The sequence below is a fragment of the Micromonospora sp. NPDC047521 genome, assembly GCF_055587305.1.
On the sequence record NZ_JBVJGN010000001.1, the window covers coordinates 746,046 to 770,747 of the forward strand.

At 73.1% G+C, this 24,702-nt stretch carries 27 protein-coding genes; 17 read left to right on the forward strand and 10 right to left on the reverse strand.

Features of this window, described 5'->3' with window-relative positions:
• Positions 1–26 precede the first annotated feature (26 nt).
• Positions 27–551 (forward strand): DUF4190 domain-containing protein, encoded by a 525-nt coding sequence (locus ACZ6N8_RS03585; RefSeq protein WP_466007203.1) that lies wholly within the window; start codon positions 27–29, stop codon positions 549–551.
• 57 nt (positions 552–608) lie between these two features.
• Here the strand turns inward: ACZ6N8_RS03585 and ACZ6N8_RS03590 are convergent, their stop codons facing one another.
• Positions 609–1,562 (reverse strand): HpcH/HpaI aldolase/citrate lyase family protein, encoded by a 954-nt coding sequence (locus ACZ6N8_RS03590; protein WP_466007204.1) that lies wholly within the window; start codon positions 1,560–1,562, stop codon positions 609–611.
• 129 nt (positions 1,563–1,691) lie between these two features.
• Between ACZ6N8_RS03590 and ACZ6N8_RS03595 the strand changes: the two genes are divergently transcribed.
• The 7 genes from ACZ6N8_RS03595 to ACZ6N8_RS03625 all read left to right on the forward strand — a co-directional run bounded on the left by ACZ6N8_RS03595 (position 1,692) and on the right by ACZ6N8_RS03625 (position 7,951).
• Positions 1,692–2,516, forward strand: a complete 825-nt coding sequence (locus ACZ6N8_RS03595; protein ID WP_466007322.1) for an SDR family NAD(P)-dependent oxidoreductase — start codon at positions 1,692–1,694, stop codon at positions 2,514–2,516.
• 187 nt (positions 2,517–2,703) lie between these two features.
• Positions 2,704–3,798 carry a SagB/ThcOx family dehydrogenase gene (locus ACZ6N8_RS03600; RefSeq protein ID WP_466007206.1) on the forward strand — a complete coding sequence of 365 codons (1,095 nt, stop codon included), beginning with the start codon at positions 2,704–2,706 and terminating at the stop codon, positions 3,796–3,798.
• Positions 3,795–4,814, forward strand: coding sequence for an alanine racemase (locus ACZ6N8_RS03605; protein WP_466007208.1), 1,020 nt, complete (start codon positions 3,795–3,797; stop codon positions 4,812–4,814). Before ACZ6N8_RS03600 ends, ACZ6N8_RS03605 begins: the two co-directional genes overlap by 4 nt.
• Positions 4,811–6,130, forward strand: a complete 1,320-nt coding sequence (locus ACZ6N8_RS03610; RefSeq protein ID WP_466007210.1) for an MFS transporter — start codon at positions 4,811–4,813, stop codon at positions 6,128–6,130. The genes ACZ6N8_RS03605 and ACZ6N8_RS03610 overlap by 4 nt, the downstream gene beginning before the upstream one ends.
• A complete protein-coding gene (locus ACZ6N8_RS03615; protein WP_466007212.1) occupies positions 6,114–6,857 on the forward strand; it encodes a class I SAM-dependent DNA methyltransferase in 744 nt (247 codons plus the stop codon). The genes ACZ6N8_RS03610 and ACZ6N8_RS03615 overlap by 17 nt, the downstream gene beginning before the upstream one ends.
• 77 nt (positions 6,858–6,934) lie before the next feature.
• A complete protein-coding gene (locus ACZ6N8_RS03620; protein ID WP_364368507.1) occupies positions 6,935–7,210 on the forward strand; it encodes a hypothetical protein in 276 nt (91 codons plus the stop codon).
• A gap of 96 nt (positions 7,211–7,306) precedes the next feature.
• A complete protein-coding gene (locus tag ACZ6N8_RS03625; protein ID WP_466007214.1) occupies positions 7,307–7,951 on the forward strand; it encodes a hypothetical protein in 645 nt (214 codons plus the stop codon).
• 6 nt (positions 7,952–7,957) lie between these two features.
• Here the strand turns inward: ACZ6N8_RS03625 and ACZ6N8_RS03630 are convergent, their stop codons facing one another.
• Entirely contained in the window at positions 7,958–8,926 is a 969-nt protein-coding gene (locus ACZ6N8_RS03630; protein ID WP_364368513.1) for a DMT family transporter, read from the reverse strand.
• Between the two features lie 95 nt (positions 8,927–9,021).
• Between ACZ6N8_RS03630 and ACZ6N8_RS03635 the strand changes: the two genes are divergently transcribed.
• A complete protein-coding gene (locus ACZ6N8_RS03635) occupies positions 9,022–9,729 on the forward strand; it encodes an HAD family hydrolase (RefSeq protein WP_466007216.1) in 708 nt (235 codons plus the stop codon).
• 17 nt (positions 9,730–9,746) lie between these two features.
• On the opposite strand, the gene ACZ6N8_RS03640 is transcribed toward ACZ6N8_RS03635, so the two are convergent.
• Positions 9,747–10,277: a hypothetical protein gene (locus ACZ6N8_RS03640; RefSeq protein ID WP_466007218.1), complete on the reverse strand. Its 531-nt coding sequence runs from the start codon at positions 10,275–10,277 to the stop codon at positions 9,747–9,749.
• Between the two features lie 17 nt (positions 10,278–10,294).
• Positions 10,295–11,164 (reverse strand): PhzF family phenazine biosynthesis protein, encoded by an 870-nt coding sequence (locus tag ACZ6N8_RS03645; protein ID WP_139587002.1) that lies wholly within the window; start codon positions 11,162–11,164, stop codon positions 10,295–10,297.
• Positions 11,165–11,197: 33 nt separating this feature from the next.
• Here ACZ6N8_RS03645 and ACZ6N8_RS03650 point away from each other — a divergent pair, with 33 nt between their 5' ends.
• The 3 genes from ACZ6N8_RS03650 to ACZ6N8_RS03660 all read left to right on the forward strand — a co-directional run bounded on the left by ACZ6N8_RS03650 (position 11,198) and on the right by ACZ6N8_RS03660 (position 14,352).
• A complete protein-coding gene (locus ACZ6N8_RS03650; protein WP_466007219.1) occupies positions 11,198–12,484 on the forward strand; it encodes a magnesium transporter MgtE N-terminal domain-containing protein in 1,287 nt (428 codons plus the stop codon).
• Positions 12,477–13,127, forward strand: coding sequence for a DUF1003 domain-containing protein (locus ACZ6N8_RS03655; RefSeq protein WP_466007221.1), 651 nt, complete (start codon positions 12,477–12,479; stop codon positions 13,125–13,127). The genes ACZ6N8_RS03650 and ACZ6N8_RS03655 overlap by 8 nt, the downstream gene beginning before the upstream one ends.
• Before the next feature lie 76 nt (positions 13,128–13,203).
• Positions 13,204–14,352, forward strand: coding sequence for an Mrp/NBP35 family ATP-binding protein (locus tag ACZ6N8_RS03660; RefSeq protein WP_466007223.1), 1,149 nt, complete (start codon positions 13,204–13,206; stop codon positions 14,350–14,352).
• Positions 14,353–14,424: 72 nt separating this feature from the next.
• Here ACZ6N8_RS03660 and ACZ6N8_RS03665 read toward each other — a convergent pair whose 3' ends face one another.
• Together ACZ6N8_RS03665 and ACZ6N8_RS03670 are read right to left on the reverse strand one after the other, a co-directional pair.
• Positions 14,425–14,847, reverse strand: a complete 423-nt coding sequence (locus ACZ6N8_RS03665; protein WP_364368532.1) for a twin-arginine translocase TatA/TatE family subunit — start codon at positions 14,845–14,847, stop codon at positions 14,425–14,427.
• Positions 14,848–14,923: 76 nt separating this feature from the next.
• On the reverse strand, positions 14,924–16,354 hold the full coding sequence (locus ACZ6N8_RS03670; protein WP_466007323.1) for a S1C family serine protease: 1,431 nt from the start codon (positions 16,352–16,354) through the stop codon (positions 14,924–14,926).
• A gap of 301 nt (positions 16,355–16,655) precedes the next feature.
• On the opposite strand from ACZ6N8_RS03670, the gene ACZ6N8_RS03675 reads away from it, so the two are divergent.
• Positions 16,656–17,225 carry an O-methyltransferase gene (locus tag ACZ6N8_RS03675; protein ID WP_387114185.1) on the forward strand — a complete coding sequence of 190 codons (570 nt, stop codon included), beginning with the start codon at positions 16,656–16,658 and terminating at the stop codon, positions 17,223–17,225.
• 3 nt (positions 17,226–17,228) lie between these two features.
• Here the strand turns inward: ACZ6N8_RS03675 and ACZ6N8_RS03680 are convergent, their stop codons facing one another.
• Entirely contained in the window at positions 17,229–18,704 is a 1,476-nt protein-coding gene (locus tag ACZ6N8_RS03680; RefSeq protein ID WP_466007225.1) for a leucyl aminopeptidase family protein, read from the reverse strand.
• Between the two features lie 146 nt (positions 18,705–18,850).
• The gene (locus ACZ6N8_RS03685; RefSeq protein WP_007455245.1) at positions 18,851–19,018 is read right to left on the reverse strand and encodes a DUF3117 domain-containing protein; all 168 of its coding nucleotides are present in this window, start codon (positions 19,016–19,018) and stop codon (positions 18,851–18,853) included.
• Positions 19,019–19,208: 190 nt separating this feature from the next.
• Between ACZ6N8_RS03685 and ACZ6N8_RS03690 the strand changes: the two genes are divergently transcribed.
• Genes ACZ6N8_RS03690 through ACZ6N8_RS03705 form a run of 4 tightly spaced genes read left to right on the forward strand, consistent with a single transcriptional unit; the run spans position 19,209 to position 23,439 of the window.
• Positions 19,209–20,027 (forward strand): PaaX family transcriptional regulator, encoded by an 819-nt coding sequence (locus ACZ6N8_RS03690; protein WP_364368541.1) that lies wholly within the window; start codon positions 19,209–19,211, stop codon positions 20,025–20,027.
• A gap of 4 nt (positions 20,028–20,031) precedes the next feature.
• On the forward strand, positions 20,032–20,823 hold the full coding sequence (locus ACZ6N8_RS03695; RefSeq protein WP_466007227.1) for an enoyl-CoA hydratase/isomerase family protein: 792 nt from the start codon (positions 20,032–20,034) through the stop codon (positions 20,821–20,823).
• Between the two features lie 59 nt (positions 20,824–20,882).
• Positions 20,883–22,181 carry a DUF1800 domain-containing protein gene (locus tag ACZ6N8_RS03700; RefSeq protein ID WP_466007229.1) on the forward strand — a complete coding sequence of 433 codons (1,299 nt, stop codon included), beginning with the start codon at positions 20,883–20,885 and terminating at the stop codon, positions 22,179–22,181.
• Between the two features lie 16 nt (positions 22,182–22,197).
• Positions 22,198–23,439, forward strand: a complete 1,242-nt coding sequence (locus ACZ6N8_RS03705) for a DUF1501 domain-containing protein (protein ID WP_466007230.1) — start codon at positions 22,198–22,200, stop codon at positions 23,437–23,439.
• On the opposite strand, the gene ACZ6N8_RS03710 is transcribed toward ACZ6N8_RS03705, so the two are convergent.
• Positions 23,436–24,059 (reverse strand): hypothetical protein, encoded by a 624-nt coding sequence (locus tag ACZ6N8_RS03710; protein WP_466007231.1) that lies wholly within the window; start codon positions 24,057–24,059, stop codon positions 23,436–23,438. The genes ACZ6N8_RS03705 and ACZ6N8_RS03710 overlap by 4 nt on opposite strands.
• Positions 24,060–24,072: 13 nt before the next feature.
• Complete coding sequence (locus ACZ6N8_RS03715; RefSeq protein WP_466007233.1) at positions 24,073–24,654, reverse strand: DNA-3-methyladenine glycosylase I; 582 nt, start codon at positions 24,652–24,654, stop codon at positions 24,073–24,075.
• Positions 24,655–24,702: the final 48 nt, after the last annotated feature.

The following is a 24,702-nucleotide window of genomic DNA, read 5'->3' on the forward strand; positions in this document are numbered from 1 at the left end:
GCACCCCGACCTGACGGAGACTTCGCATGACCAATTCCCCACCGCCCGGCGGCTGGACCGACCCCACGTGGTCGGCGCAGCCGTCCAGCGCGCCGCCGGACCCGACCCTCGTGGCCGGTCAGCCGGTGCCCACCCAGCCCGGCCCGGCGGACCCGTACGCGCCGATCGACCCGTACGCCGGCGCGCAGCCCCCACCGGGCCAGCCGGTGCCCGGATATCCCCCGCCCGGGTACGGCCCGGCTGGGTATCCACCGCAGTACCCCGGCTACGGCTACCCGCCGGCCCCGAAGACCAACGGGATGGCCATCGCGGCGCTGGTGCTGGCCCTGGTCGGCTTCGCGTCCTGCATCACCGCGCCGGTCGGCGCGATCCTCGGCCACGTGGCTCAGAAGCAGATCCGGCTCACCGGTGAGGGCGGCGAGGGGATGGCGAAGGCGGCCATCATCATCGGCTGGATCCTCACCGCGCTCCTGGTGCTGCTCATCATCTTCTACATCGTGGTGATCGTCCTCGCGATCACGACCGGCGCCAGCAGCGACAGCGGCTACTGACGGCGCACCGCCGAGGGTCGGGGTGATCACCAGTGGTGCCCACCCCGACCCCGCCTGTCACTCCGGTGGGGTGAAGGACGACGTACGGCTCATTCCGGCGGCCCGGCCCTTGGCGGCGATCACGAGCGCCATCTTGCGGGACGCCTCGTCGATCATCTCGTCGCCGAGCATCACCGCGCCCAGCTTGCCGCCAGCCTCCGAGGTGTAGTGCTCGTACGCGTCGAGGATCAGCTCGGCGTGGTCGTAGTCGGCCTGCGCCGGCTGGTACACCTCGTTGGCGGCGTCGATCTGGCCCGGGTGCAGCACCCACTTGCCGTCGAAGCCCAGCGCCGCCGAACGCTTCGCCACCTCGCGGAACCCGTCCACGTCGCGGATCTGCAGGAACGGGCCGTCGATGGCCTGCTTGTCGTGCATCCGGGCGGCCATCAGGATCCGCATGAGGATGTAGTGGTACGGGTCGCCCGGATAGTCGGGGATGAGCGCGCCCACCACCAGCGACCTCATGTTGATCGAGGCCATGAAGTCGGCGGGGCCGAAGATGATGGTCTCCACCCGAGGCGAGGCACCCGCGATGGCGTCCACGTTGACCAGGCCGGCGGCGTTCTCGATCTGCGCCTCGATGCCGATCCGGCCGACCTCCAGGCCGAGCGACTTCTCGATCTGGGTGAGCAGCAGGTCCAGCCAGTGCACCTGCTCGGCGTTCTGCACCTTGGGCAGCATGATGCAGTCCAGGTTCGCGCCGGCGCCCTCGACGACCTCGATGACGTCCCGGTAGGTCCACGGGGTGGTCAGGTCGTTGACCCGGACCACCCGGGTCTTGCCGGCCCAGTCGCCCTCGTTGAGAGCGGCAACGATGTTTTTGCGCGCGTCCGGCTTGGCCAGCGGGGCGACGGCGTCCTCCAGGTCGAGGAAGACCTGGTCGGCCGGGAGGCCCTGCGCCTTGCCGAGCATCTTGACGCTGGAACCGGGTACGGCGAGGCAGGACCGGCGGGGACGACCGACTGCGGCCATGGGTGCACTCCTTCCAGCGTCCGGCGGGCACGCCGACGCCAGCTGACGACAGATCCGAGAAACTTAACGATCCCAAAGGGCGTAGTGACGCCACGGTAACCTCGCGCCATGACCGGGGTGAATGCACCTGTGGAAGATCTCACTGGGCGTCGACTGGTGGTGGTGACCGGAGCCAGCTCCGGCATCGGGCTGGCCGCCGCCGAGCACCTGGCGTGCCGTGGTGACCAGGTGGTGCTGGTCGGGCGCGACCCGGCCCGCCTCCAGGCCGCCGCGGAACGCGTGCGGGAAGCCTCGGGTGAGCGTCCGGAGCTGTTCCGGGCCGACTTCGCGGTGCTCGACGACGTACGCGGGCTCGCCGAGCGGCTGCGCGACACGTACGACCGCATCGACGTGCTCGCCAACAACGCGGGCGCGATCGCGCTGCAACCGCTCACCACCGTCGACGGCTTCGAGATGTCGATCCAGGCCAACCACCTGGCCCCGTTCCTGCTGACCAACATGCTCGCCGACCGGATCGGCCGGATCGTGGTCACCGCCTCCGGCGCGCACCGCTTCGGCAGGCTCAACCCGGACGACCTGAACAGCCCGCTGCGCCGCTACCGGCCGATGGGCGCGTACGGCACCAGCAAGCAGGCGAACATCCTGTTCACCGCCGAGGCGGCCCGCCGCTGGCCGCACATCCCGGCGTACAGCTTCCACCCGGGGGTGGTGCGCACCCGGTTCGCCAACGACAGCAGGCTTGTCGCGTTCGGCATGCGGGTCCTGCCGTTCCGCAGCCCGGAGAGCGCCGCCGGAACGCTGGTCTGGCTGGCCAACCAGGACCCGGCCCGGCTGGTGCACGGCGGCTACTACTACAACCGCCGACCCCGCCGGCCGTACCGCAAGGCCGCCGACCCCGGACTCGCGGCCCGGCTCTGGTCGGCCAGCGCCGAGGCGGTCGGCATCCCCGCGTAGTCGGGCCTCCACAGGGGGTGTGTTCACAGTGGACTTACTGATACGGTCGATGCGGTCCAGTGATCAACGCCGATTAGTGAGGGAGACCCGCATGACCGAGCAGGTTGAGGCCTTCGAGCCCGTGGCATCGGACGACTACGACCAGGAGCTGACCTGCCTGGAGCCGCCGGTCGAGTCCTGACCAGTCGTGCGTGTCCGTGTGTCGCGGCTGGTCGTCTTTCTGTGGCGTGATGGTCAGCTCGTCTGTGACGATCCGCTGCGGCACCGGCAGTTCGCGCTGACTGTTGAGGCGGAGCGGCTGCTGCGCGACTACGCCGACTGGGCCGAGCCCACCGGCAAGCTCGCGCAGCAGCTCCTCGCCGCGCACGTCCTCGTCGCCGAGGGTTCGTCGGAACACGCCCAGGAGGAACGTCTCGCCGCCTGGCGCGACCTGGGCCCGGCGGCCACCTACTACCACCTGGCCAGCCGCACCCTCGGCAAGGACGTCTTCCGCTCCGCCGCCGAGGACGCCGCCGTGCTGCGTGCCAAGACCACCCAGCCGGATCCGGTCAAGGAATACGAGGGGCCCCGCACCGCCCTGCCCCGCACCGACCCGCCGGCCGTCGACTTCACAAGGGTCCTCGACGCCCGGCGGTCGACGCGATGGTTCGATCCCGAGACCCCGGTGCCGCTGTCGGCGTTCGCCGCCCTCCTGCGGTGGACGGCCGGGGTCAGGCGCGAGGTGGATGTCGCGGGAGTCGGGACGGCGTTGATGAAGACAGTGCCGTCCGGCGGATCCCGCCATCCGGTCGAGGTCTACCCGGTGATCCGCGACGTGGCGGGGGTGGAGCCCGGCGTCTACCACTACTCCGTGCGCCGCCACGAGCTGGTGCGGCTCACCGACGCGAGCGGCGAGGAGCGGCTGCGCGAGTGGTGCGGTGGGCAGCCACACGCCGCCCAGGCCGGCTTCCTGCTGATGTACGCGGCGGTCCTCGACCGGACCGTGTGGAAATATCCGGCGGCGCGGGCGTACCGGGCGCTCCTGCTCGACGTCGGCCACCTGAGTCAGACCGTCTACCTCACCGCGACCGCGCTCGGTCTCGGGACGTTCTTCACCGCCGCCACCCGGGACGAGCCCGTCGAGGACACCCTCGGCCTGTCCTGGTCGGAGGAGATCTTCCTCGGGGTGTCAGGCGTCGGCGTGCCGCATCCCGCCGAACGGGACCGGCAGGCGGCGATGCTCGACGGTGGCGAGGCCGCCTTCTCCTTCCCCCCGGACGCCTGGCACGGACGGGGCGAATGACGCCGAGGATCACCGTCGACCTGGCCCGGCTCGACGCGAACATCGCGCGGTACGGCGCCCTCGCCGACGAGGCAGGCGTCGCACTGCGCGCACACGTCAAGGGGCACCGTACGCCCGAGATCGCCGCCCGGCAGGTGGCCGCGGGCGCGGTGGGCGTCGCCGTCCACTCCGCGGCCGAGGCCGAGGCCTACCTGGCGGTGGGCGTGACCGACGTCGTGGTGGCGTGGCCGTGGCGCGACCCGTGGCGGTGGGACAGGTTCGCCCGGCTGGCGCGGCGCTGCGCGGTGACTGTGCACGTCGACCACCCCGACACGGTGGCCGGCCTCGGCGCGTCCGCCGTGGCGTACGGAGTCGCACTCGACGTGCGGATCGAGGTCGACACCGGCCTGCACCGGGGCGGCGTCGACCCGGAGGCGGCCGGGAAGCTTGCCGAGTCGATCGCGGGGACCGACGGGCTGCGCCTGACGGGCGTGACCGGGTACGTGGGGATCACCGATCCCGTTGCCGCCCGCGACCGCTTCGAAATGGGCCGCCACCAGGCGCAACTGCTGGTGTCGGTCGCGCGGCGCATCCGGGCCACCGGAGCGGCCTGCCCGACGGTGAGCGTCGGCGGCACACCGACCCTTCTCGGCGCGCTTGACGTCGCCGGCGTGACCGAGGTCTGCGCCGGCGCGTACGCCCTGCTCGACGGCGGGCTCGCCCGGCTGGGCGAGTGCGACAGCGAGGCGGTCGCGATAGCCGTCACCGCGACCGTCACCGGTACCGACGGACCGGTGCCGCGCACCGACGCCGACGAGCTGCTCACGGGCGCCGACCAGACCTGGATGAGCGGTGTCGTGATGACGGGCCTCGACGGCACGCCGGTCCACGCCGACTCGGTGAGCGTGGGCGACGAGGTGCGGGTCCTGCCCGGGCACGTCTGCCCGGTGGTGGCCCGCCAGCCGCTGCTGCACGTGCTCGACTCGGGCGAGCCGGTGGCGCGGTGGCAGGCGCTGGTCCGCCCGGACCGGGCATGACCGACACGGTGGCGGGCGCCGGTCCGCCGGCACCGGACGTGACCGACACGGTGGCGGGCGCCGGTCCGCCGGCACCGGACGTGACCGACACGGTGGAGGTCACGGATCCCCTGCGCGAGCGCCGGTTCGTCCAGTTCGCCGCCGCCCGGACGATCTCCGTCTTCGGCAACGCCATGGGCCCGCTCGCGCTGACCTTCGCCGTGCTCGACCTGCCCGACGGGTCGGCTCCGGCGCTGTCCCTCGTGCTCGCCGCGATCTCGGTGCCCAGGATCGCGTTGATGCTGTTCGGCGGCGTCATCGGCGACCGGCTGCCGCGCCACCTCGTACTCGTGGCGGCGGAGCTGATGTGCGGCACGGCGTACGCCGCGATGACTGTCCTCGTCCTGACCGGGCGGGCGGGCGTCGCCATCCTCGCCCTCTGCGCGGCCGTCGCCGGCACCGCCTCGGCGCTGCTGCTGCCCTCCCTGAACGGGCTGACCGCCGAACTGGTCGCGCCCGGGGCACGGCAACGTGGCAACGCCGTGCTGCGGCTGGGCACGAACACCGCGACGGTGGCGGGCTTCGCCGCCGGCGGCACGCTGATCGCCTGGCTGGGGCCGGGCTGGGCGCTGGCCCTGGACACCGCGACGTTCGCCGTCGCCGCCGGTCTCCTCGCGCGGCTCCGCCTCGACCGGGCCCGCCGGACGACCGGCCGGAACCTGCCCGCCCAACTCCGGGAGGGTTGGCGCGAGTTCGTCAGGCGGCGCTGGCTGTGGCAGATCGTGCTCGCCGCGGCGGTGGTCAACGCCGCCGTCGGGGTCACCTTCGGGCTCGCGGGCCCGCTGGTCGCCCGGACCCACCTCGGTGGCGCGGGCGCGTGGTCGGCAGTCCTCGCCGGGTACGCGGTGGGCATGTTCGCCGGGGTGCTTGTCGCGATGCGGGTCCGGACGACCCGGCCGCTGCGCGTGGCAGTGCTTGCCGTGTCGATGCTGGGACTGCCGGCGCTGTTGCTCGGCTCCGGTGCCGCGCTGCCAGCCGTGGTGCTCGCCGCAGTACTGGCCGGCGTGGCGTTCGACGTCTTCGGGGTGCTGTGGGAGACGACAGTCCAGTCCGAGGTGCCGGTCGAGGCGATGTCCCGCGTGAGCGCGTACGAGTGGCTGGGGGCGGTGGGTCTCGGGCCACCGGTCATGATCGCCGCCGGCTTCGTCGTACCCGAGATCGGCGTACGGCCGGCCCTGCTCTGCCTGGCCGGGGTGATCTTCGTAGCCGCGCTCGTCCCGTTGGCCAGTTCCTCCGTCCGGCACTACGAAAGGCAACCCGATGGCCGAATACATTGACGCCTTCGCCACGGCGTACGACCGCTTCTGGGCGCCGTACCCGGAGCGGATGGGCGAGGCGTGGCTGCGCCTGCACGCGCACCTGGCACCGGGAGCCGAACGGAGCCTGCTCGACGTCGGCTGCGGCACGGGCATCGTGGCCGCCCGGTTCGCCGCCGCCGGCTACCGGGTCGTCGGGGTCGACGTGTCGGCGGCCATGATCGCCCGCGCCCGCGAGCGGCTGACCGGCACCGACGCGGTGCTGCTGACCGCGGACGCCACGGACTTCGAGGTGCCGCGCCCCTGCGCGTTCGCGCTCTCCACGTACGACATCGTCAACCACGTGGGTGAGCTCGACCGGGTGAGCGCCTACCTGCGTCGCGTCCACGCGGCGGTCACCCCGGGCGGCTGGTTCGGCTTCGACATGTCCACGATCAGAGGGCTCAGCGCCGACGTCCCACCTGTCAGTCGGGAGGATGGCACGGCATCCGTCGTGGCGGCCCGTGGCCCGCTCGACGGCGAGCGCCGCCCGCTGCACATCACAGGTGAGCTGCGCACCGACGACGGGCGTACGACCCCCTTCGCCACGACGATCACCAACACGGCACACCGGGTCGCCGACGTGCTCGCCGCGCTGACGGACGCCGGCTGGGTGCCGAAGCACGTCACCGCCGTCGACGACCTGCTCACCGACGTGCCGGATCCGGAGGCGCTGCCCCGGGTGGCGGTGATGGCCCAGCGCGCCTGACGCCCCGTCCCCGCCGCCACCGGCAAGGCCCGTCACCAGCACCACGGCCGTCGGCATCGATGGGTAGCGTGACCGCCATGCTCACTCTCGTCGCAGTCGTGGAGTATCCCACCGGGGCCGAGGCCGCCGGGCAACGCTACGAGGACACGGTGCTGGCCCTGCTCGGCCGGCACGGCGGCGGGTTGGAGCGGCGGCTGCGTAGCGTCGACGGGCAGTGCGAGGTGCACGTGATCCGTTTCGCGGACCGGGCCGGGTACGAGTCGTTCCTCGTCGACCCGGAGCGGGCCGCCCTGCGTGCCGCCCTCGGAGAAGCCGCGCCGAACACCAGGGTCATCGAGGCGCACGAGGTCTAGGCACTTGTCGAGGTCGCCTCTCTTCCCCTACTTCATCACGGCCCACCAGCAGAAACAAGACTTGATCTTGGCGTGTCCGGAGGCCAGGGTCGGTGCATGGAATTCGATGCGACAGCCACCGCCCGGCGGGCCCTGTGGATCGGCGGCGGACAGTGGGCCGGCAAGTCGACTGTCGCCGTCACGCTCGCCCTGCGGCACGGGCTCACCGCGTACCTCTACGACAGGCACGACGCGCGCGGCCACGACGACAGGCGCATCGCCGACCGGGTCCGGCGGGGCGAACCGCCAGCAGGGCCCGACCCGGAGACCACCTGGGTCCGCACCGATCCGGCCCGGATGGCGGCCGACACCCTGGCCGCCTTCCCCCGTCGCTTCGCCTGGGTGCTTGACGACCTGAGCGCGCTGGTGCCCGGCCGCCGCGTGGTGGCCGAGGGGTGGGGGCTACGGCCGGAGCTGGTGGCACCCGTCGTCGATTCGGTACGGCAGATGGTGGTGCTGACACCCACCGCCGAGTTCCGCGCCCACCAGATGGCACGGCTGCCACGGGCCAGCTTCGCCGTACCGGGCCTCAGTGATCCCGAACGGGCCCTGCGTAACCGCTGGGCGCGGGACGAACTGGTGACGGCCGACGCGGTCGCCCAGGCCGAGCGGCTGGACGTACGGGTGATCCGGGTCGACGGGACGTTCGACGGCGACCAGTTGACCGACCTGGTCGCCGAACACTTCGCCGCGTACCTCTGAACGTCGTCAGCCGTCCAGCGGGGCCGGGTCGGCCGGTAGCGGGGTGGGTGGTGTGACGCGACGGCCGGCCCGGGCGCCACCCAGCACCACCACCGCCACCCCGACCAGCAGCAGCGCCATCCCCAGCAGCGCGTACGGGCGGGGCGACTGGCCCAGCCACGCCCAGCCGAGCAGCGCCGCGCCGGGCACCTCCAGCAGGATCAGCACGCTCACGGTGGTCGCCGAGATCTTGTGCAGGGCGTAGTTGAACATCGAATGCCCGAGCAGTTGGGCGCCGGCCACCAGGGCCAGGATGGCCAGCCAGGTGCGCGGGTCGAAGCCGACCAGTCGTACGCCACCGAGAAGGCAGACCACCAGCAGGATGAGCGCGCAGATGCCGTAGCAGATGGTGGTGTACGTGGTGGTGCTGATGCTCGCCCGGGCGCGTTCACCGAAGGCGGTGTAGACGGCGGCGAAGATGCCACCGGTCACCGCCAGCAGGTCACCGACGACGGCCCTGCCGGACACGCCCACGTCGGCGCCGGTGGCGATCACCGCGCCGCCGGCCGCCACCGCGACGCCGATCCACACGACCAGCGGCAGCCGCCGCCCCTGGGCGCGGGCGATCAACCCCTGCCAGATGGGCTGGGTGGCACCCAGGGCGGTGGCCGCGGCGACCGAGGTGAGCTGCGCGCTCGGCACCCAGGTGGCGAAGTGCCCGGCCAGCGCGACACCGGACAGGACACAGAACAGGCCCTCGCGCCGGCCGGCGCCGACGGTCAGCCTGCGGAACTCGGCCCGGCGCCGGGCCAGGGAGAAGGGGCTCAGCACGGCGACCGCGAGCAGGTTGCGCCAGAACGCGATGGCAAGCGCGGGAGCGGCGGCGTACGCGATCAGGGGCCCGGACGACGACACAGCGACGACGGCCAGGCCGACCGCGCCTGTGGTCAGCGGGTCCAGGGACGGGCGGGATGACTGTGGGGCCACGGGGAGCAATCCTCACACGTATGACGGCCAACACGGACGGTCAGCACTCCGTTACGATCACGCGGTCCCGTCGGCGACCCCTGACCGCCCGGAGGCGTTCCCACATGCCCAGCTACCAGGCGGTTCTGTTCGACTTCTTCGGCACGCTCACCCGTTCGGTGCAGCGCGGGGTGGCCCACCTCGGCACCGCCGAACTGCTCGGATGCCCCACCGACACCTTGACCGAGGTGCTGGACCGCACCTACTACGAGCGGGCCACCGGCCGGCTCGGCGACGCGGAGGCGACCCTACGGTGGGTGTGCGCCCAGGTGGGCGTACACCCCAGCGACCATGCGCTGCGCGCGGCCGTGGCGTCCCGGCACCGGGCCGTCCGCGCGGACACCCGGCTGCGCCCCGACGCGGTGCCGGTGCTCACGGCCCTGCGCGGGCGCGGCCTGGGCACCGGGGTGATCAGCGACTGTACGCACGAACTGCCGGCGTTCTTCCCGCATCTCGCGGTCGCCCCGCTTGTCGACGTGCGGGTCTTCTCCGTGCAGGTCGGACAGTGCAAGCCGGACCCGGCGCTCTACCTGACCGCCTGTCGCCGGCTCGGGCTGGCGCCGGCGGACTGCCTCTACGTCGGCGACGGCGGCAGTCAGGAGCTGACCGGGGCCGAGCGGGCCGGGATGACGGCCGTCCGGCTCGCCGCGCCCGACCTCGGCGAACACATGGTGTTCAACGCCGACCGGGACTGGCGCGGGCCGGTGCTCGGCACCCTGCGCGAGGTGCTCGACCTCGTCGACTCCGACGTCGAGGTGGTGGGTGTGGCCTGACGGCCCGGCCACCGGTCTCAGCGGCGGCGGACCCGGTGCAGGCGGAACGGTTTGCGGGTGGCCCGCACCGCAGGGGTGGCGCGGGGCGACTCGGACTGCGCGTCGGACGGCAGGTCGGCGCCGGCAAGCGGCGTACCGGCCGGGGCGAGCCGGTTCACGGCGCAGCCGTCGGCGGCCCACCGTGCGACCAGGTCAGCGGTCGGGCCCGGAGCGTTCAGGCGCTTGGCCGCCACCAGCGGCGCGGTGGTGTCCCACGCCTCGGTGCCCGGGCGCACCCGGGAAACCCGGGCCGGCCACGTGACGATCCGGCCACCGTGGTCACCGCGCAGCGTGACCTGCGCCTCGGTCGCGTCGGCAAGGCCCGGCGCGGCCTGCTCACCGGGACCGCTCACCACGAAGAGCGCCCCCTCCAGCGGGGCGCACCAGAGCGCCAGCGCCGGCCCACCGGCCACGCTGACCCAGGCCACGGCGGCCTTCTTCATCGCCTCGTCGACCAGCGGCGTGCCGCCGCGGGCATCCTCGTCCGTCACACAGGCATTCTCCCGCATGGACGGCTGCCCGCCGGTCAGCCCACGAAGGGCGGCACGGCGATCTCGCCACGGGCCACGGGCATCACCTGGCCGGAGACCGTCGCGCCGACCACCACACCACCCGCGGCGGTGACCGTGCAGGCCAGCGCGGACGGACGGTTCATCTCCACACCCTGGCGGACGGCGTACTCCGACATGCCCTCACCGGGCAGCAGGCCACTCGCCACCAACCAGACACCGAGCCCGAGCGCCGCCGAACCGGTCGCCGGATCCTCCGGTACGCCGAGCCCCGGCACGAAGACCCGGGCGTGCGCGGTTTGCGCGGCGGCGTCCCAGGAGAAGACGCTGACGTGTGCCACCCCGTACCGCTCCGCCGCAGCCGGGTTCACCCGTGCCCGGGCCAGCGCCTCCGGCCGCACCGGCAGATAGGGGAACTCCAACCCGCAGCCGGCCACCCGGGGTGCCGGTCCGGCGTGGTCGTCGGCGTCCAGGCCGGCGATCTCCAGCAACGGCTCGGCGTCCAACTCGGGGCCGAGGGTGGGGGTGCCACCGGTGAGCGTCGCACCGGACGCCGTCACCTCGATCGGCAGCACCCCGGCACCGCACTCCTGGGTGATCCGCCCCACACCGAACATTCCGCGCCGGCTCGCGGTCACCGCCGCGCCGACGCTGGGATGCCCGGCGAACGGCAACTCCTCGACAGGGGTGAAGATCCGGGCCCGGTAGGTGGCGCCGACCTGCGTCGGGGGCAGCACGAACACCGTCTCGGAAAGGTTGAACTCCAGCGCCAGCGCCTGCATCTGCTCCGTCGCCAGCGCCTCCGCGCCGAACACCACGGCCAGCGGGTTGCCGGCGAAGGGGCGGTCGGTGAAGACGTCCACGATCTCGTACGCCAAGGTCGACATGTTGATAAACACTAGGCGCTTAGGCTGGTGCCCGTGAGCACGCCGACCCGGGTCTACATCGCCCGCCTCGCCGGAGTCGCCGTCTTCGATCCGAACGGTGACCAGGTGGGCCGGATTCGTGACGCCGTGGCCCGGCTCCGGGCGACCAAACGTCCTCCGGAGGTGGTGGGTCTCGTCGCCGAGATGCCGATGCGTCGACGGATCTTCCTGTCCATCAACCGGATCACGTCCATCGACGCGGACGCCGTGGTGCTCGGCTCCGGCACCCTCAACCTGCGCCGGTTCGAGAAGCGTCCCAACGAGCTGCTCGTGCTCCAGGAGCTGCTGGACCGGCGGGTGAACCTCGATCCGGGCGGCCAGCCCGGCGCGGTGGTGGACGTCGCGATGGAGTGCACCCGGGGCGGCGAGTGGTCGCTGAGCCGGGTCGCCGTCCGCGAGCAGACCAGCCGACTCAGCCGCAGAGGCCACCTGCACCAGGTCGAGTGGGACCGGGTGCGCGGCCTCAGCGGCATCGCCGACAACAGGGGTACGGCGAACCTGCTCGCCGTCCTGGAGGACATGCGCCCGGCCGACCTGGCCAACGCCCTTCAGGACCTGCCCGACTCGCGACGAAACGAGGTCGCGGCAGCCCTCAACGACGAGCGGCTGGCAGACGTGCTCAGCGAGCTGCCGGAACACGACCAGGTGGAGATTCTCGCCGCGCTGGACCGGGAACGGGCCGCCGACGTCCTGGAGGAGATGGACCCGGACGACGCGGCGGACCTGCTCAACGAACTGCCCCCGCCGGAGCAGGACGTCCTGCTGGACCTGATGGAGCCGGACGAGGCCGACCCGGTGCGTCAGCTGCTCAAGTACACGCCTGGCACGGCGGGCAGCGTGATGACCTCGGAACCGGTCATCATGCCGCCGGACGCCACAGTCGCCGAGGCGCTCGCCCGGATCCGGGAACCGCAGCTCTCCCCCGCCGTCGCCGCGCAGGTGTTCGTGACCCGCGCCCCGCAGAACACTCCTACCGGCCGCTACCTGGGCATGGTGCACTTCCAGGCGCTGCTGCGCGAACCCCCTGCCGACCTGCTCGGCAAGGTGGTGGTCAACGACATCGACCCGCTGCGGCCCACCACCCCACTGCCGGAGATCACCCGCCGGATGGCCACGTACGACCTGGTCGCCATGCCGGTGATCGACAGGAACAACCGGCTGGTCGGCGCCGTGACCGTGGACGACGTGCTGGACCACTCGCTGCCCCGGGACTGGCGCGACCGGGACGCCCTGACCGCGCCGGGTGTCACCGACGCGGCGTTGGACGGCGCGGATGGCTGAGCAGCGGCGGGCCGAGCGGCTCGACCAGCCGCGCGAGCCCCGGGGAGTCAAGCTGCCCCGGTTCGACGCGGAGGCGTTCGGCAGGTGGTCGGAGGGCATCGCCCGGGGCATGGGCACCGCGAACTTCATCGTGATCATGACGGTGGTCATCACGATCTGGTTCCTGTGGAACACGCTGGCCCCGGCGGATCTGCGCTTCGACCCGTACACCTTCACGTTCCTCACCCTGGTGCTGTCGTTGCAGGCCAGCTACGCGGCGCCGCTGATCCTGCTGGCCCAGAACCGGCAGGCCGACCGGGACCGGCTGGCGTCGGAGGAGGACCGGCGGCGGGCCACCGCGCAGAAGGCGGACACCGAGTACCTGGCCCGGGAGATCGCCGCGCTGCGGATCGCGCTCGGCGAGGTCGCCACCCGCGACTTCCTGCGCTCCGAGCTGACCCGGCTCGCCGAGGAGCTGGACGAGGCGGGGCAGCGCCGGCAGCGGCTGGAGCGCCGCCAGCAGGAGAGGGACAGCCGGCAGGAGCGGCGTGCCCAGCGGGCGGACGACGGCGTGGGGCTGGACGAGCCGCGCGACGACCTGGACGGCGACTTCGCCCGTGGCACCCGGCCGGACGGCACCGGCCCGCGCCGGTCGGAGGGCTGACCGGCAGGTAATCGATTGGCTCACACCGCGCCGGGCAGAGGCGGCAGCGGATGCCCCTCGACGTAGCATTGCGGGCATGTCAGCACCCGTCAGCACCGTCGAGGACGCGATCCAGGCCGCCCTGGCCACCGTCAACGACCCGGAGATCCGCCGGCCCATCACCGAGCTGGGCATGGTCCGCTCGGCCACGATCGCCGACAGCGGGGTCGTACGGGTCGAGTTGCTGCTCACCGTCGCCGGCTGCCCGCTGAAGGACAAGCTGCGTACGGACATCACCGCCGCGGTCGCCGCGGTGCCCGGGGTGACCGGTGTGGAGATCGACTTCGGTGTGATGACCCCGGAGCAGCGGCAGTCGTTGCAGTCGCAGCTGCGCGGCGGCGGTGCCAGCGAGGAGCCGGTCATCCCGTTCGCCCAGCCCGGCTCACGGACCAGGGTGTACGCGGTGGCCAGCGGCAAGGGCGGCGTCGGCAAGTCCAGCGTGACTGTCAACCTGGCCGCTGCGCTCGCCGCCCGCGGGCTCTCCGTGGGTGTGGTCGACGCCGACATCTACGGCCACTCGGTGCCCCGGATGCTGGGCGCGGACGCCCGACCGACACGCGTCGAAGACATGATCATGCCGCCGCAGTCGCACGGCGTGAAGGTGATCTCGATCGGCATGTTCACCTCCGGCAACGCGGCTGTGGTGTGGCGTGGCCCGATGCTGCACCGGGCGTTGCAGCAGTTCCTGGCCGACGTCTACTGGGGCGACCTGGACGTGCTCCTGCTCGACCTGCCGCCGGGCACCGGTGACGTGGCCATCTCGCTGGCCCAGCTGCTGCCCAACTCGGAGATCCTGATCGTCACCACCCCACAGACCGCCGCCGCCGAGGTGGCCGAGCGGGCCGGTGCGATCGCCCTGCAGACCCACCAGCGGGTGGTCGGCGTCATCGAGAACATGTCCTGGCTGGAGCTGCCGGACGGCTCCCGGATGGAGATCTTCGGTGCCGGGGGTGGCACGGCCGTCGCCGAGTCGCTGACCAAGACCATCGGCGCCCAGGTGCCGCTGCTCGGGCAGATCCCGCTGGACACCCGGGTGCGGGAGGCCGGCGACGCGGGCAACCCGATCGTGCTTGCCGAGCCGGAGTCGCCTGCCGCGCAGGCACTGGGCACGATCGCTGACCGGTTGGCGCTGCGCCGCGAGTCGCTGCTCGGCAAGCCGCTCGGCCTCAAGCCCGCCGGGCGCTGAGCACCCCCTGATCGACGACGCCCCGCCGGCCACTCGGGCCTGCGGGGCGCGTTCATCGAGGTGCCCTGTCGGTCAGGTGGCGTCGTCGTAACTGACCCGGGGGGCCGGCGCCGAGGGGGTGCCGGTGGCCGTGCCGGGACGCGTGCCGGTGGACCTGATGTCTGCGGCGTTCGCCACGTCCTTCAGGTCGTTGTGCACGCCGCTGACGTCCGCGCGCAGGTTGTCGTAGACGCCCTGCAACGGCTTGCGGATCGCCGCCTCGTCCTCCTCGCTGAGGAGGTGCTTGCGGATGAACGCCTTGGGATGCAGGTCTTCCAGCTGGATGTCGGTGCCCAGCTCGCGACTGAGGTCGCCGGTGGCGTTGCGGGCCATGTTGCGCAGGTTACGCACCAACCGCAGGCCGTCGGTGATCACGGCGGGCAGCCGGTCACCGAAGATCAACAGCGCCAGGAGCAGCAGCGCACCGATCTCCCACCAGTTCAGGTTGTCGAGCATCCTGCGGGCCTCCTCTCGGCGTCAGCAGCAAGACTACGCACGTGAGGCCGCTTTCGGGCAGGGGGTGCGCCGCTGTTCACTTGGCGTCCGCGGCGAGGGTGACCGACGTGTTCTGCCGATCGGACCCACGCCTGAACTCGACAGTCACCACCGAACCGGGCGCGAACTTGCGGACCAGGGCGATCAGATCGGTCGGCTCGGTCATCGGCCGGCCGTTGAGCTTCAGGATCACGTCACCGACCCGCAGCCCGGCGCCGGCCGCCGGCCCGGACGGCTCGACCGCCGCCAGCCGTACGCCGCCGCCGGCACCCGCGCCCGGGCCACCCACCTGGGCGCCGATCACCGTACGCCGGGCCTTGCCGGTGCCGATGATGTCCTGGGTCACCCGCTTGGCCTGGTTGATCGGGATGGCGAACGCGAGGCCGATGTTGCCGGCCTCCTGCCCCTCGGCGACCAACGACTTGATCGTCGAGTTCACCCCGACCACCCGCCCGGCCCCGTCGACAAGCGGGCCACCCGAGTTGCCGTGGTTGACCGCCGCGTCGGTCTGGATCGCCGCGTAGTAGCGCACCGGCCCACCCGGCTCCCCGGCCTGCATCGTGCGGTCCAGGGCGCTCACGATGCCCGCGGTGACCGTGTTGGCCAACGAGAGCGGCGAGCCGACGGCGAGCACCGGGTCGCCGACGGCGAGCGCGTCGGAGTTGCCGAACTCCACAGGCCGCAGTCCCGTCCGACTCACCTTGATCACCGCGATGTCCGATTCCGGGTCCTGACCGACCACTGTCGCCGGCGCGGTGCTGCCGTCGTTGAAGACCACCGAGGCCTTGCCGCTGCCTCCGGCCAGCACGTGGTCGTTGGTGATCACGTGACCGTCGGCGCTGGCGATGAACCCGGAACCCTCACTCGTGCCGCCGAGGCTGCTCACCCGCACCGTCACCACGCTGGGCAGCACCCGTTCGGCGACCCCGGCCAGCGACTCCGGCTTGCGCTGGGCCAGCGCGGGCGGCTGCGCCGCCTCCTGACCGAGGACCGTCGCGCCCGCCCCGCCACGCACCGCGAACGCGTACCCCAGGGCGCCGCCGAGGGCGCCCGCGAGCAGAGCGGTGATCAGCGGGATGAGCAGCAGATGACGCAGCGCCGGGCGGCCCGGCGACGCGTCCGGATCGGTGACCGGCTCCGGTTCGGTGCCGGCGGCCACCACGGCGGGCACCACCACCGCGGCAGGTGCCGCCGGATCCCGCCACGGATCGGCGAGCGCGTCCGACCACCAGGGCGACGGGCCGACGCCGGACCCGCCAGGTGGCGGCGACCCGGCGTACGGGGCAGCCACCGGTGGCGGGCCCCCTGCCGCCGGTACGCCGCCCGGCGCCGCCACAGGGGCGCTGCCGGCCCCCGGCGCGCCCGGTGGCCCCACAGGCGGGACCCCTGCCCCGGTCGGTCGCACCGGCGCCGGAGTCTCACCGCCCCGGCGCCAGTCCCAGCCGTCGGTCACGTCGGTGCCTCCCAGTCCGTCCCCGGATCCCGCGCCGCGTCGCCCGGCCACGGTCCGGTGTGGGCGCGGCTGACGGGATACCGCCTCCAGGATTGCACGGATGCGCGCGGTGGAGTCAGCGGTTGCCCCCGGTGATCGCGTACGACGGAAGCCGCGGCTGCGTCCCGGAACGGTCGCCTCTACGCTCACAGTGCCAACCCGCCCCCGCACCACGCACCGCCCCCGGAGGTGCCCCATCGCCACGGTCGCCGGTTCCGGCAATTCGACGACCCAGGCTCAGCAGTTCGCCGAGTCGTACGTCACCGAGGATCTCGTCCTGCGTACCGCCCGCAGCCTGGCCCACGAGGTGGGCCTCGACGCGGTCACCCCCGGCGCCGGCGCGGCGCTGCGGCTGCTCGCCGCCGCCGGCAACGCCCGGGCGGTGGTGGAGATCGGCACCGGCACCGGGGTGAGCGGTGTGTGGTTGCTGCGCGGCATGCGCGCCGACGGTGTGCTCACCACCATCGACCTGGAGGTGGAGCATCAGCGGATCGCCAGGCGGATCTTCGCCGAGGCGGGCTTCGCCGCCGGCCGTACCCGGATCATCACCGGTCGCGCGCTGGACGTGCTCCCCCGGCTCGCCGACGGCGCGTACGACCTGGTCTTCGTGGACGCCGAGGCGACGGGATTCCACGCCTGCGTGGAGGCCGCCTTGCGACTGCTGCGCCCGGGTGGCGTGCTCGCGCTCAACGGCATGCTGGCCGGCGGCCGGATCGGTGACCCGGCCGCCCGGGACGCCGAGACGGTGACGGTCCGCGAGACGATCAAGGCGGTCCGGGAGTCGGAGCACTGGATTCCGGCGCTGCTCCCGGTCGGGCACGGGGTGCTCGCCGCGGTGAAGTGCTGACCGTCAGGCGACGCTGGCCAGCCAGCGCAGCAGCGAGCGCACACCCCAGCCGGTGGCGCCGCGGCTGACCTCGGCCTGGTCGGCGTCCGCCCAGGACGGCGCCGACATGTCCAGGTGCAGCCAGCGGTCCCGCAGGTCGCCTGTGAACTCGCGCAGGTAGAGCGCGGCAAGTACCGACCCGGCGCCCTGGGCGGGCGCGCTGTACAGGTCGGCGATCTCGCTGCCCAGGTACTCGACGTAGTCGGTGTGCAGCGGCATCCGCCACGCGGACTCGCCGGCCGCCTCCACGGCCGCCAGCACGTCGGCGGCCAGCTCGTCGTTGTCGCTGTAGAGGGCTGCGGTGCGCTTGCCCAACGCCACGGCGTTGGCGCCGGTGAGCGTCGCCAGGTCGAGCAGCAGGTCGGGCTTGAGCTGCTGCACCGCGTACGCCATCGCGTCGGCCAGGACGAGCCGGCCCTCCGCGTCGGAGTTGGTCGTCTCGCTGGTGATGCCGCCGTAGTGCCGGACGATGTCGCCGGGGCGGAACGCCGAGCCGCTGACCATGTTCTCCGCGAGCGGGGCCAGCGTGGTGATCCGGATCGGCAGTCCCAGCTCGGCGGCGCCGAGGGTGGCCGCGACGACGGCAGCCGCGCCCGCCATGTCCTTGCGCATGAGCTTCATCGCCGGGACCGGCTTGATCGAGATGCCGCCGGTGTCGAACGTGATGCCCTTGCCGATCAGCACCACGTGGGTGCGCGCGCCGGCGGGGTGCCAGTCCAGCTCGACGAGGCGGGGACCGCTCGCCGAGCCGCCGCCCACGGCGAGGATCCCACCGAAGCCCTCGGCGGCCAGCTCGGCCGGACCACGGACCCGCAGTCCCAGGCCCGGAAGGTCGGCTGCGGCGGCCGCCACCTGCTCGGCGAACCACTGCGGGTTCTTCTCCGAGGACGGCATGTTGGTCAGGTCGCGGGCGAGGCGGGTCATCGCCGCTGTGGTCCGGGCGGTGGCGACCGTCGACTCGTACGCGGCCGGGTCGGTGAGCAGCAGGTCGACGCCGCCGAGCGCGGGTGTGTCGCCGGCCTCGGTGAGCCGGAACCGGTACGAGGCGAGCAGCAGGCCCTCGGACAGGCCACGGACGACCGCCGGGGTCACCTCGGTCGGCAGCGCGATGGTGATGTGCGTCTCATCGGCGCAGGAGCGCGCCAGAGCGGCCCCGGCGGTACGCCAGGCCGCCTCGTCGCCGTCGCCGATGCCGAGCAGCAGCAGTCGTCCGGGGGTACGCCCGGGTCGGAGCTGGGTGCGGATCTCGCCGGCCCGACCGGTCAGCCGGGCCACAGGCGTCAGTGCGTCCGCCTCGTCGGCGGTGCCGTCCGGGGGTGCCACGGCGGTCGGCGCCGGCACTGCCGACGCCTCACCCCCGGTGGCCTGACCGGCCGGACGGACGGGCAGGACGAGGACGTCGAGCCGATCGGACTCGGCGACGAGACGGATGTCGAGCACGCGGAACCGCACCTCCAGGAACTGTCGCGGAGCGGGACCGGACCTGCCGGCCCGCACCGATGAAGACCCTGAGCCACCGGTGGTACCGGTGGCTCAGGGTCTGGGGAACGATCCGGGCGGCGTGCACCGCCCGGGCCACTCCTCACTCAGCCGGCGGCTGCCTTCAACGCGTCACCGAGCGCGTTGGCCTCGTCGGGAGTCATCTCGACGACGAGCCGGCCACCGCCCTCCAGCGGGACCCGCATGACGATGCCCCGACCCTCCTTGGTGACTTCCAGCGGACCGTCGCCCGTCCGCGGCTTCATCGCCGCCATGTTGTCTCCCCTCAGACCTACACCAGGGTCGGTGGGTTGCCCCACAGCCACTTCGTCTCGACCGCCCGCAACCGTCGCGGAGGTGTCGACCAACGATTTTCCCTGATAAACACCGCCGGACCCAAACCGGAGCAGCATTGATGTAACAGCATCTAGCTTATCTTGAGAAGGCCTGTCACAATGTGCGGTCATGCAGGCACGGTCGGCACTCTTCGACCTGTACGGCGACCACCTCCGGCCCCGGGGTGGCCGGGCACCCGTCGCCGCCCTGGTCAAGCTACTGGCACCGTTGGGAATCGCACCGCCGGCAGTTCGCACCGCCGTGTCCCGGATGGTGCGTCAGGGCTGGCTCGACCCGCTCCGTCTGGCATCCGGACCGGGATATTCGATCACGCCAAAAGCCGCCCGCCGACTCGACGAGGCGGCCGCCCGGATCTACCGGACCGGCCGGGTCACGTGGGACGGACGGTTCGATCTGCTCGTCCTGGAGGCGCCCGGCTCCCGCCGGGACCGGCAGCGGCTCGCCGCCACCCTGAGCTTCCTCGGCTACGGCACCCTCGACGAGCAGACCTGGGTGGCCACCCGACCCGGTGAGGACGTCGACCTGCTGCTCGCCGAGGCCGGCATCCGGTTCGAGCGGTTCACCGCCTCGCACTACTCAGGCACGCCCGGGGCGATGGGCGTGGTCCGCCGGGCGTGGGACCTCACCGAGATCGGCCACGCGTACGAACGCTTCGTCGCCGACCAGCGCCCCCTGCTCGCCGCGGTCACCGTGCGCAGCAGCGACGAGGAGGCGTACGCGGCCCGGTTCCGGCTCGTGCACGCGTGGCGTACCTTCCTGTTCCGGGACCCGCAGCTGCCCCCGGCGCTGCTGCCCGAGCGCTGGCCCGGAACCGCCGCGGCCAGTTTCTTCGACCGGCACGCGGCCCGCCTGCGTCCGGCCGCCGACCGGTACGTCGAGCACTGCCTCGACGCCGGCAACCGCATCGTCAGACAGAAGGGTCGTTAGACACGTGACCGAGCCGTTGCTCGTCGACCGGACCGACGCCGTCGTCACCCTCACGCTGAACCGGCCGAACGCGATGAACGCGCTCGACGTGGCGCTGAAGGAGGCGCTGCGGGACACCCTGGCGGATTTGGAGACCGACAGGTCCTGCCGGGCGGTCGTGCTGGCCGGGGCGGGCGGGTCGTTCAGCGCCGGCCAGGACCTGCGCGAGCACGTGTCGACCCTGGAGAACAGCTCCGCCGACCCGCTGGGCACCGTCCGGGCGCACTACAACCCGATCGCCGCGCGGCTGGCCAACCTGCCCAAGCCTGTCGTCGCCGCCGTCCGGGGGATGGCCGCCGGAGCCGGGGCCTCCCTGGCGTTCCTCGCCGACATCCGGATCGGCGGCCCGAGCACCAGCTTCCTGATGGCCTTCGCCAAGGTCGGCCTCGCCGCCGACACCGGCGCGTCGTGGACGCTGCCCCGGCTCGTCGGCCACGCCAAGGCCGTGGAGCTGCTGATGCTCGCCGAGCCGGTACGCGCCCAGGAGGCCTGCCAGCTGGGCCTGCTCAACCGGCTGACGGACGACGACGAGCAGGTGCTGCCGGTCGCGCAGGAGCTGGCCGCCCGACTGGCGGCCGGCCCCACGGTCGCGTACGGGGCGATCAAGCGGCAGCTCTCCATCGCCGACGCCGGCACCCTCGCCGACGCCCTCGCGGCCGAGGCGCAGGCGCAGGCGATCTGCGGTGCCACCGACGACCACCGGGCGGCCACCCTCGCCTTCGTCGCCAAGCAGAAACCGGTCTTCGAGGGACACTGAACGCGATTCGCACCTCGGCCTTACCGTCCTCGAACACCTGCCGCCTAGCGTCGGCTCCCATGAGCGATCGTGAAGCGGTGGCGCACCTGCTGCGCCGGGCGACCTTCGGGCCGACCGCCGACGAGGTGGACGCGGCCGAGCGGGCCGGACCGGCGGCGACGCTGGATCGGCTGCTCGCCCCGGGCCGGGCCGACCGGGGCGCGGCGGCCACCCCGCCGCCGGCGCTGCCCGCCGACCCGTACGCCGCGCTGACCAGGGAGTCCACCCGCGAGCAGCGGCAGAAGGCCAACGCGGAGCGCCGCAGGCAGCTCCAGCAGGTCACCGAGTGGTGGCTGGACCGGATGGTGGCCGCCGAGGACGGGCTGAGCGAGAAGCTGCTCTTCTTCTGGCACGGGCACTGGGCCACGAGCGCGCAGAAGGTCCGCTCGGCCTCGATGATGCTCGGGCAGTTGGCCACGCTGCGCCGGCACGGCCGGGGGCCGCTCGGTCCACTGGTCGCCGCGATGGTGCGCGACCCGGCCCTGATCATCTGGTTGGACGGGCAGAAGAACACCCGAAAGGCGCCGAACGAGAACCTGGCCCGCGAGCTGATGGAGCTGTTCACCCTCGGCATCGGCGGCTACACCGAGGCCGACGTGAAGGCCGGCGCGCGGGCGCTGACCGGCTGGGTGGTGGACCGGCGGGCCGGCACCGCCCGATTCGAGGCGCGCCGGCACGACCCCGGGGAGAAGACGATCCTCGGGCGCAGCGGCCGCTTCGACGCCGAGGCGTACGCCGAACTGCTGGCCGCCCAGCCCGCGGCCGCGACGTTCGTGGCCGGGCGGCTGTGGTTCCGCTACGCCGGCGCGGACGTCCCGGCGCCGGACGGCCTGGCCGGCGCGGACACCGCCGCGACCCTGCGCGCGGTCCTGTCCGCGCCGGCCTTCGCGCAGAGCCGGGGCACGCTTGTGAAGCAGCCGGTGGAGTGGCTGGTCGGCGCGCTGCGCCAGCTCGGCATCCGCCCGTCGGCGCTGCCCGAGCAGCAGCGCAAACAACTGCTGGGCGGGCTGAACGCACTGGACCAGGTGCCACTGCGCCCGCCCAGCGTGGGCGGCTGGCCGGCCGGGGCGGCCTGGCTGACCACCTCGTCGTTGCAGGCCCGACTCCGGCTGGCCGGGATGCTTGCCGCCGCCACGGCACCGGTGGTGCTGGACCGGCTGACCGCCGCGCCCGCCGCCGGCCGACCCGACGCGCTGGCCCGGCTGCTCGTCGTCGACGGCTGGGGCGCCCGCACCCGGGCCGCCCTGACCCCACTGGCCGGCGAGCCCCGCAAGCTGCTGGCCGCCGGCCTGGTCAGCCCCGAGTACACAGTCAGCTGAGCGGAGGAGTCGAGAGATGGACACCCTGACCCGACGGAGGTTCCTGCTCACCAGCGGAGTGGTGGGCGCGGGCGCGCTGGCCGCCGGGGCCGGCGCGTACAGCCTGCGGGACCTGCTGGACACGGCGGGCGACCGCGACCCGCAGTCACACACGCTGGTGCTGGTCACCCTGTACGGCGGCAACGACGGCCTGAACACGGTCATCCCGTACGGCGACCCGGCCTACCGGGCGGCCCGCCCGGAGCTGGCGTACCCGGACTCGGAGGTGCGGCGCCTGGACGACGACTTCGGCCTGAACCCGGCCCTGGAGGGCCTGCACCGGCGCTGGTCCGACGGTGGGCTGGCGATCGTGCGCGGCGTCGGCTACCCGAAGCCGGACCGCAGCCACTTCCGCTCGATGGACATCTGGCACACGGCGCAACCGGACCGGCCGGGCACCACCGGTTGGCTGGGCCGTTGGCTGGACCGGGCGGGTGGCGACCCCCGGCTGGCGGTCTCCTTCGAGCCGGCGCTGCCGCCGCTGCTGGCCGGGGAGCGTAGCGCCGGCGCCGCGGTGCCGGTGACCGACCGCAAGGCCGCCAAGGGGTTGTCGGCGGAGACGCTTGCCGCGTTCGCCGCCCCCGAGGCGGGCGAGTCGGCGGCCCGGGGACGCGCCGCCGCCTGCTTCGCCGACCTGCGCTCGGTGGACGAGATGATCCGCCAGGTACGCGACTCGGCCGACCCGGACGCGGCGGACCCGGACGGCGAGCAGGCGCCCGCCACCGCCACCGGCGGTGCCCGCACACCGCTCGACGCGCAGCTGGACCTGGTGGCCCGGTGCGTCGAGGCGGGGGTGTCCACCCGGGTCTTCTCGGTGTCGCTTGGCGGCTTCGACACGCACGCCGACGAGAAGCAGTTGCAGGCCGTCCTGCTGGGACAGGTGGACCGGGCGTTGACCGGGTTCGCCGACCGGATGGCCCGCACCGAGGCCGGCCGCAGGGTGGTGGTGGCGGTCTACTCCGAGTTCGGTCGCCGGGTGAAGGCCAACGCCTCGGACGGCACCGACCACGGCACCGCGTCGGACATGCTGCTGCTCGGCGCCGGGGTACGCGGCGGTTGGCACGGCGAGGCGCCCAGCCTCACCGACCTCGACGACGGCGACCTGAAATACACAACCGACTTCCGGGACGTCTACGCGACGCTTCTGGAACGGGTGCTGGGCGCCGACCCGGGCCCGGTGCTCGCCGACTGGCGGGGACGCCTGGACGAGCTCTTCTAGTCGTCCTCTTCCGGGTCCTGGTTGGCCTCGGCGCCCAGCACGAACGCCTGCATGGCCAGCTCGTCGCCGGACGGTGACACGAACGCGGGCAGCTCGCGCGGGCCCAGCTCCTGCACGTAGGACCAGAACAGGCGGACCGCCTCGGCCGGGGTGTCGGCCTCGATGGGCAGGTCGAGGCTGACCAGCCAGGTGCGTCGCGCCGGTGGCGGGCCGAGCTGGTCGGCAAGCGCCCGGAAGGCCGCCGGCTCCAGGGCGGTGACCGGCCCGTCGAGGGTGAGCAGGTCGGCCGGCACCGGCTCGTCGAAGGCCCGCCGGGTGTACGCGACGACGAGCGTCGCCGGCTCCAGCGTGGCCTGCGGGTCGTCCGGGTCCTCCGAGTGCCGCTGCGCCGGCATGCTGACCCGCCCGAGCGCGACAAGCCGGGGTGGCGCGTCGGCGAGCACGGCCACCCGGTCACCCGGCCTCGGCCGGCAGACGTCGGTCAGCCCGGTCAGCTCCAGCGTGTCGTGGTGCACGAGCCGCTCGGCCTCGTACCGCTCGGCGGGCAGCAGCACGGCCCAGGTGCCCGTCCCGTCGGCGTTGCCGGCCGCACCGGCCCGCTGTGCGGTCTCGGTCGTCATGCCTGCCATCTCATCACGCCGCCGGGCCGAGGGTGACGTGACAGCCGACGATGTGATCGTCGACCATTCCGGTGGCCTGCATGAGCGCGTACGCGGTGGTGGGGCCGACGAACCGGAAGCCCCGCTTCTTGAGTGCCTTGGCCATCGCCGTCGACTCCGGGGTGATCGGCGCCAGCTCGGCGAACGAGGAGGGACGGGCCGGCCGCTGCTCCGGGGCGAACGACCAGAGCAGCGTGGACAGCCCCTCGGGCAGCTCCAACGCGGCGCGGGCGTTGGCGACCGCCGCCTCGATCTTGGCCCGGTTGCGGACGATGCCTGCGTCGGCGAGCAGGCGGGTCACGTCGGCGTCGTCGTACCGGGCGACGGTCGGGATGTGGAAGTCGTCGAAGGCGAGCCGGAACGCCTGACGCTTGCGCAGGATGGTCAGCCAGGACAGGCCGGACTGGAACGCCTCAAGTGTCATCCGCTCGTAGAGGGCGTCGTCGCCGCGCAGCGGCCGCCCCCACTCGGTGTCGTGGTAGACGGCGTAGTCCGGGGTGCTCGCCCCCCAGGCGCAGCGGGCCAGCCCGTCGGCGCCGATCACCAGGTCAGTCACCTCGACCACGCTAGGGCATCGCACCGACAGCCCATTGCCACCGGCCGC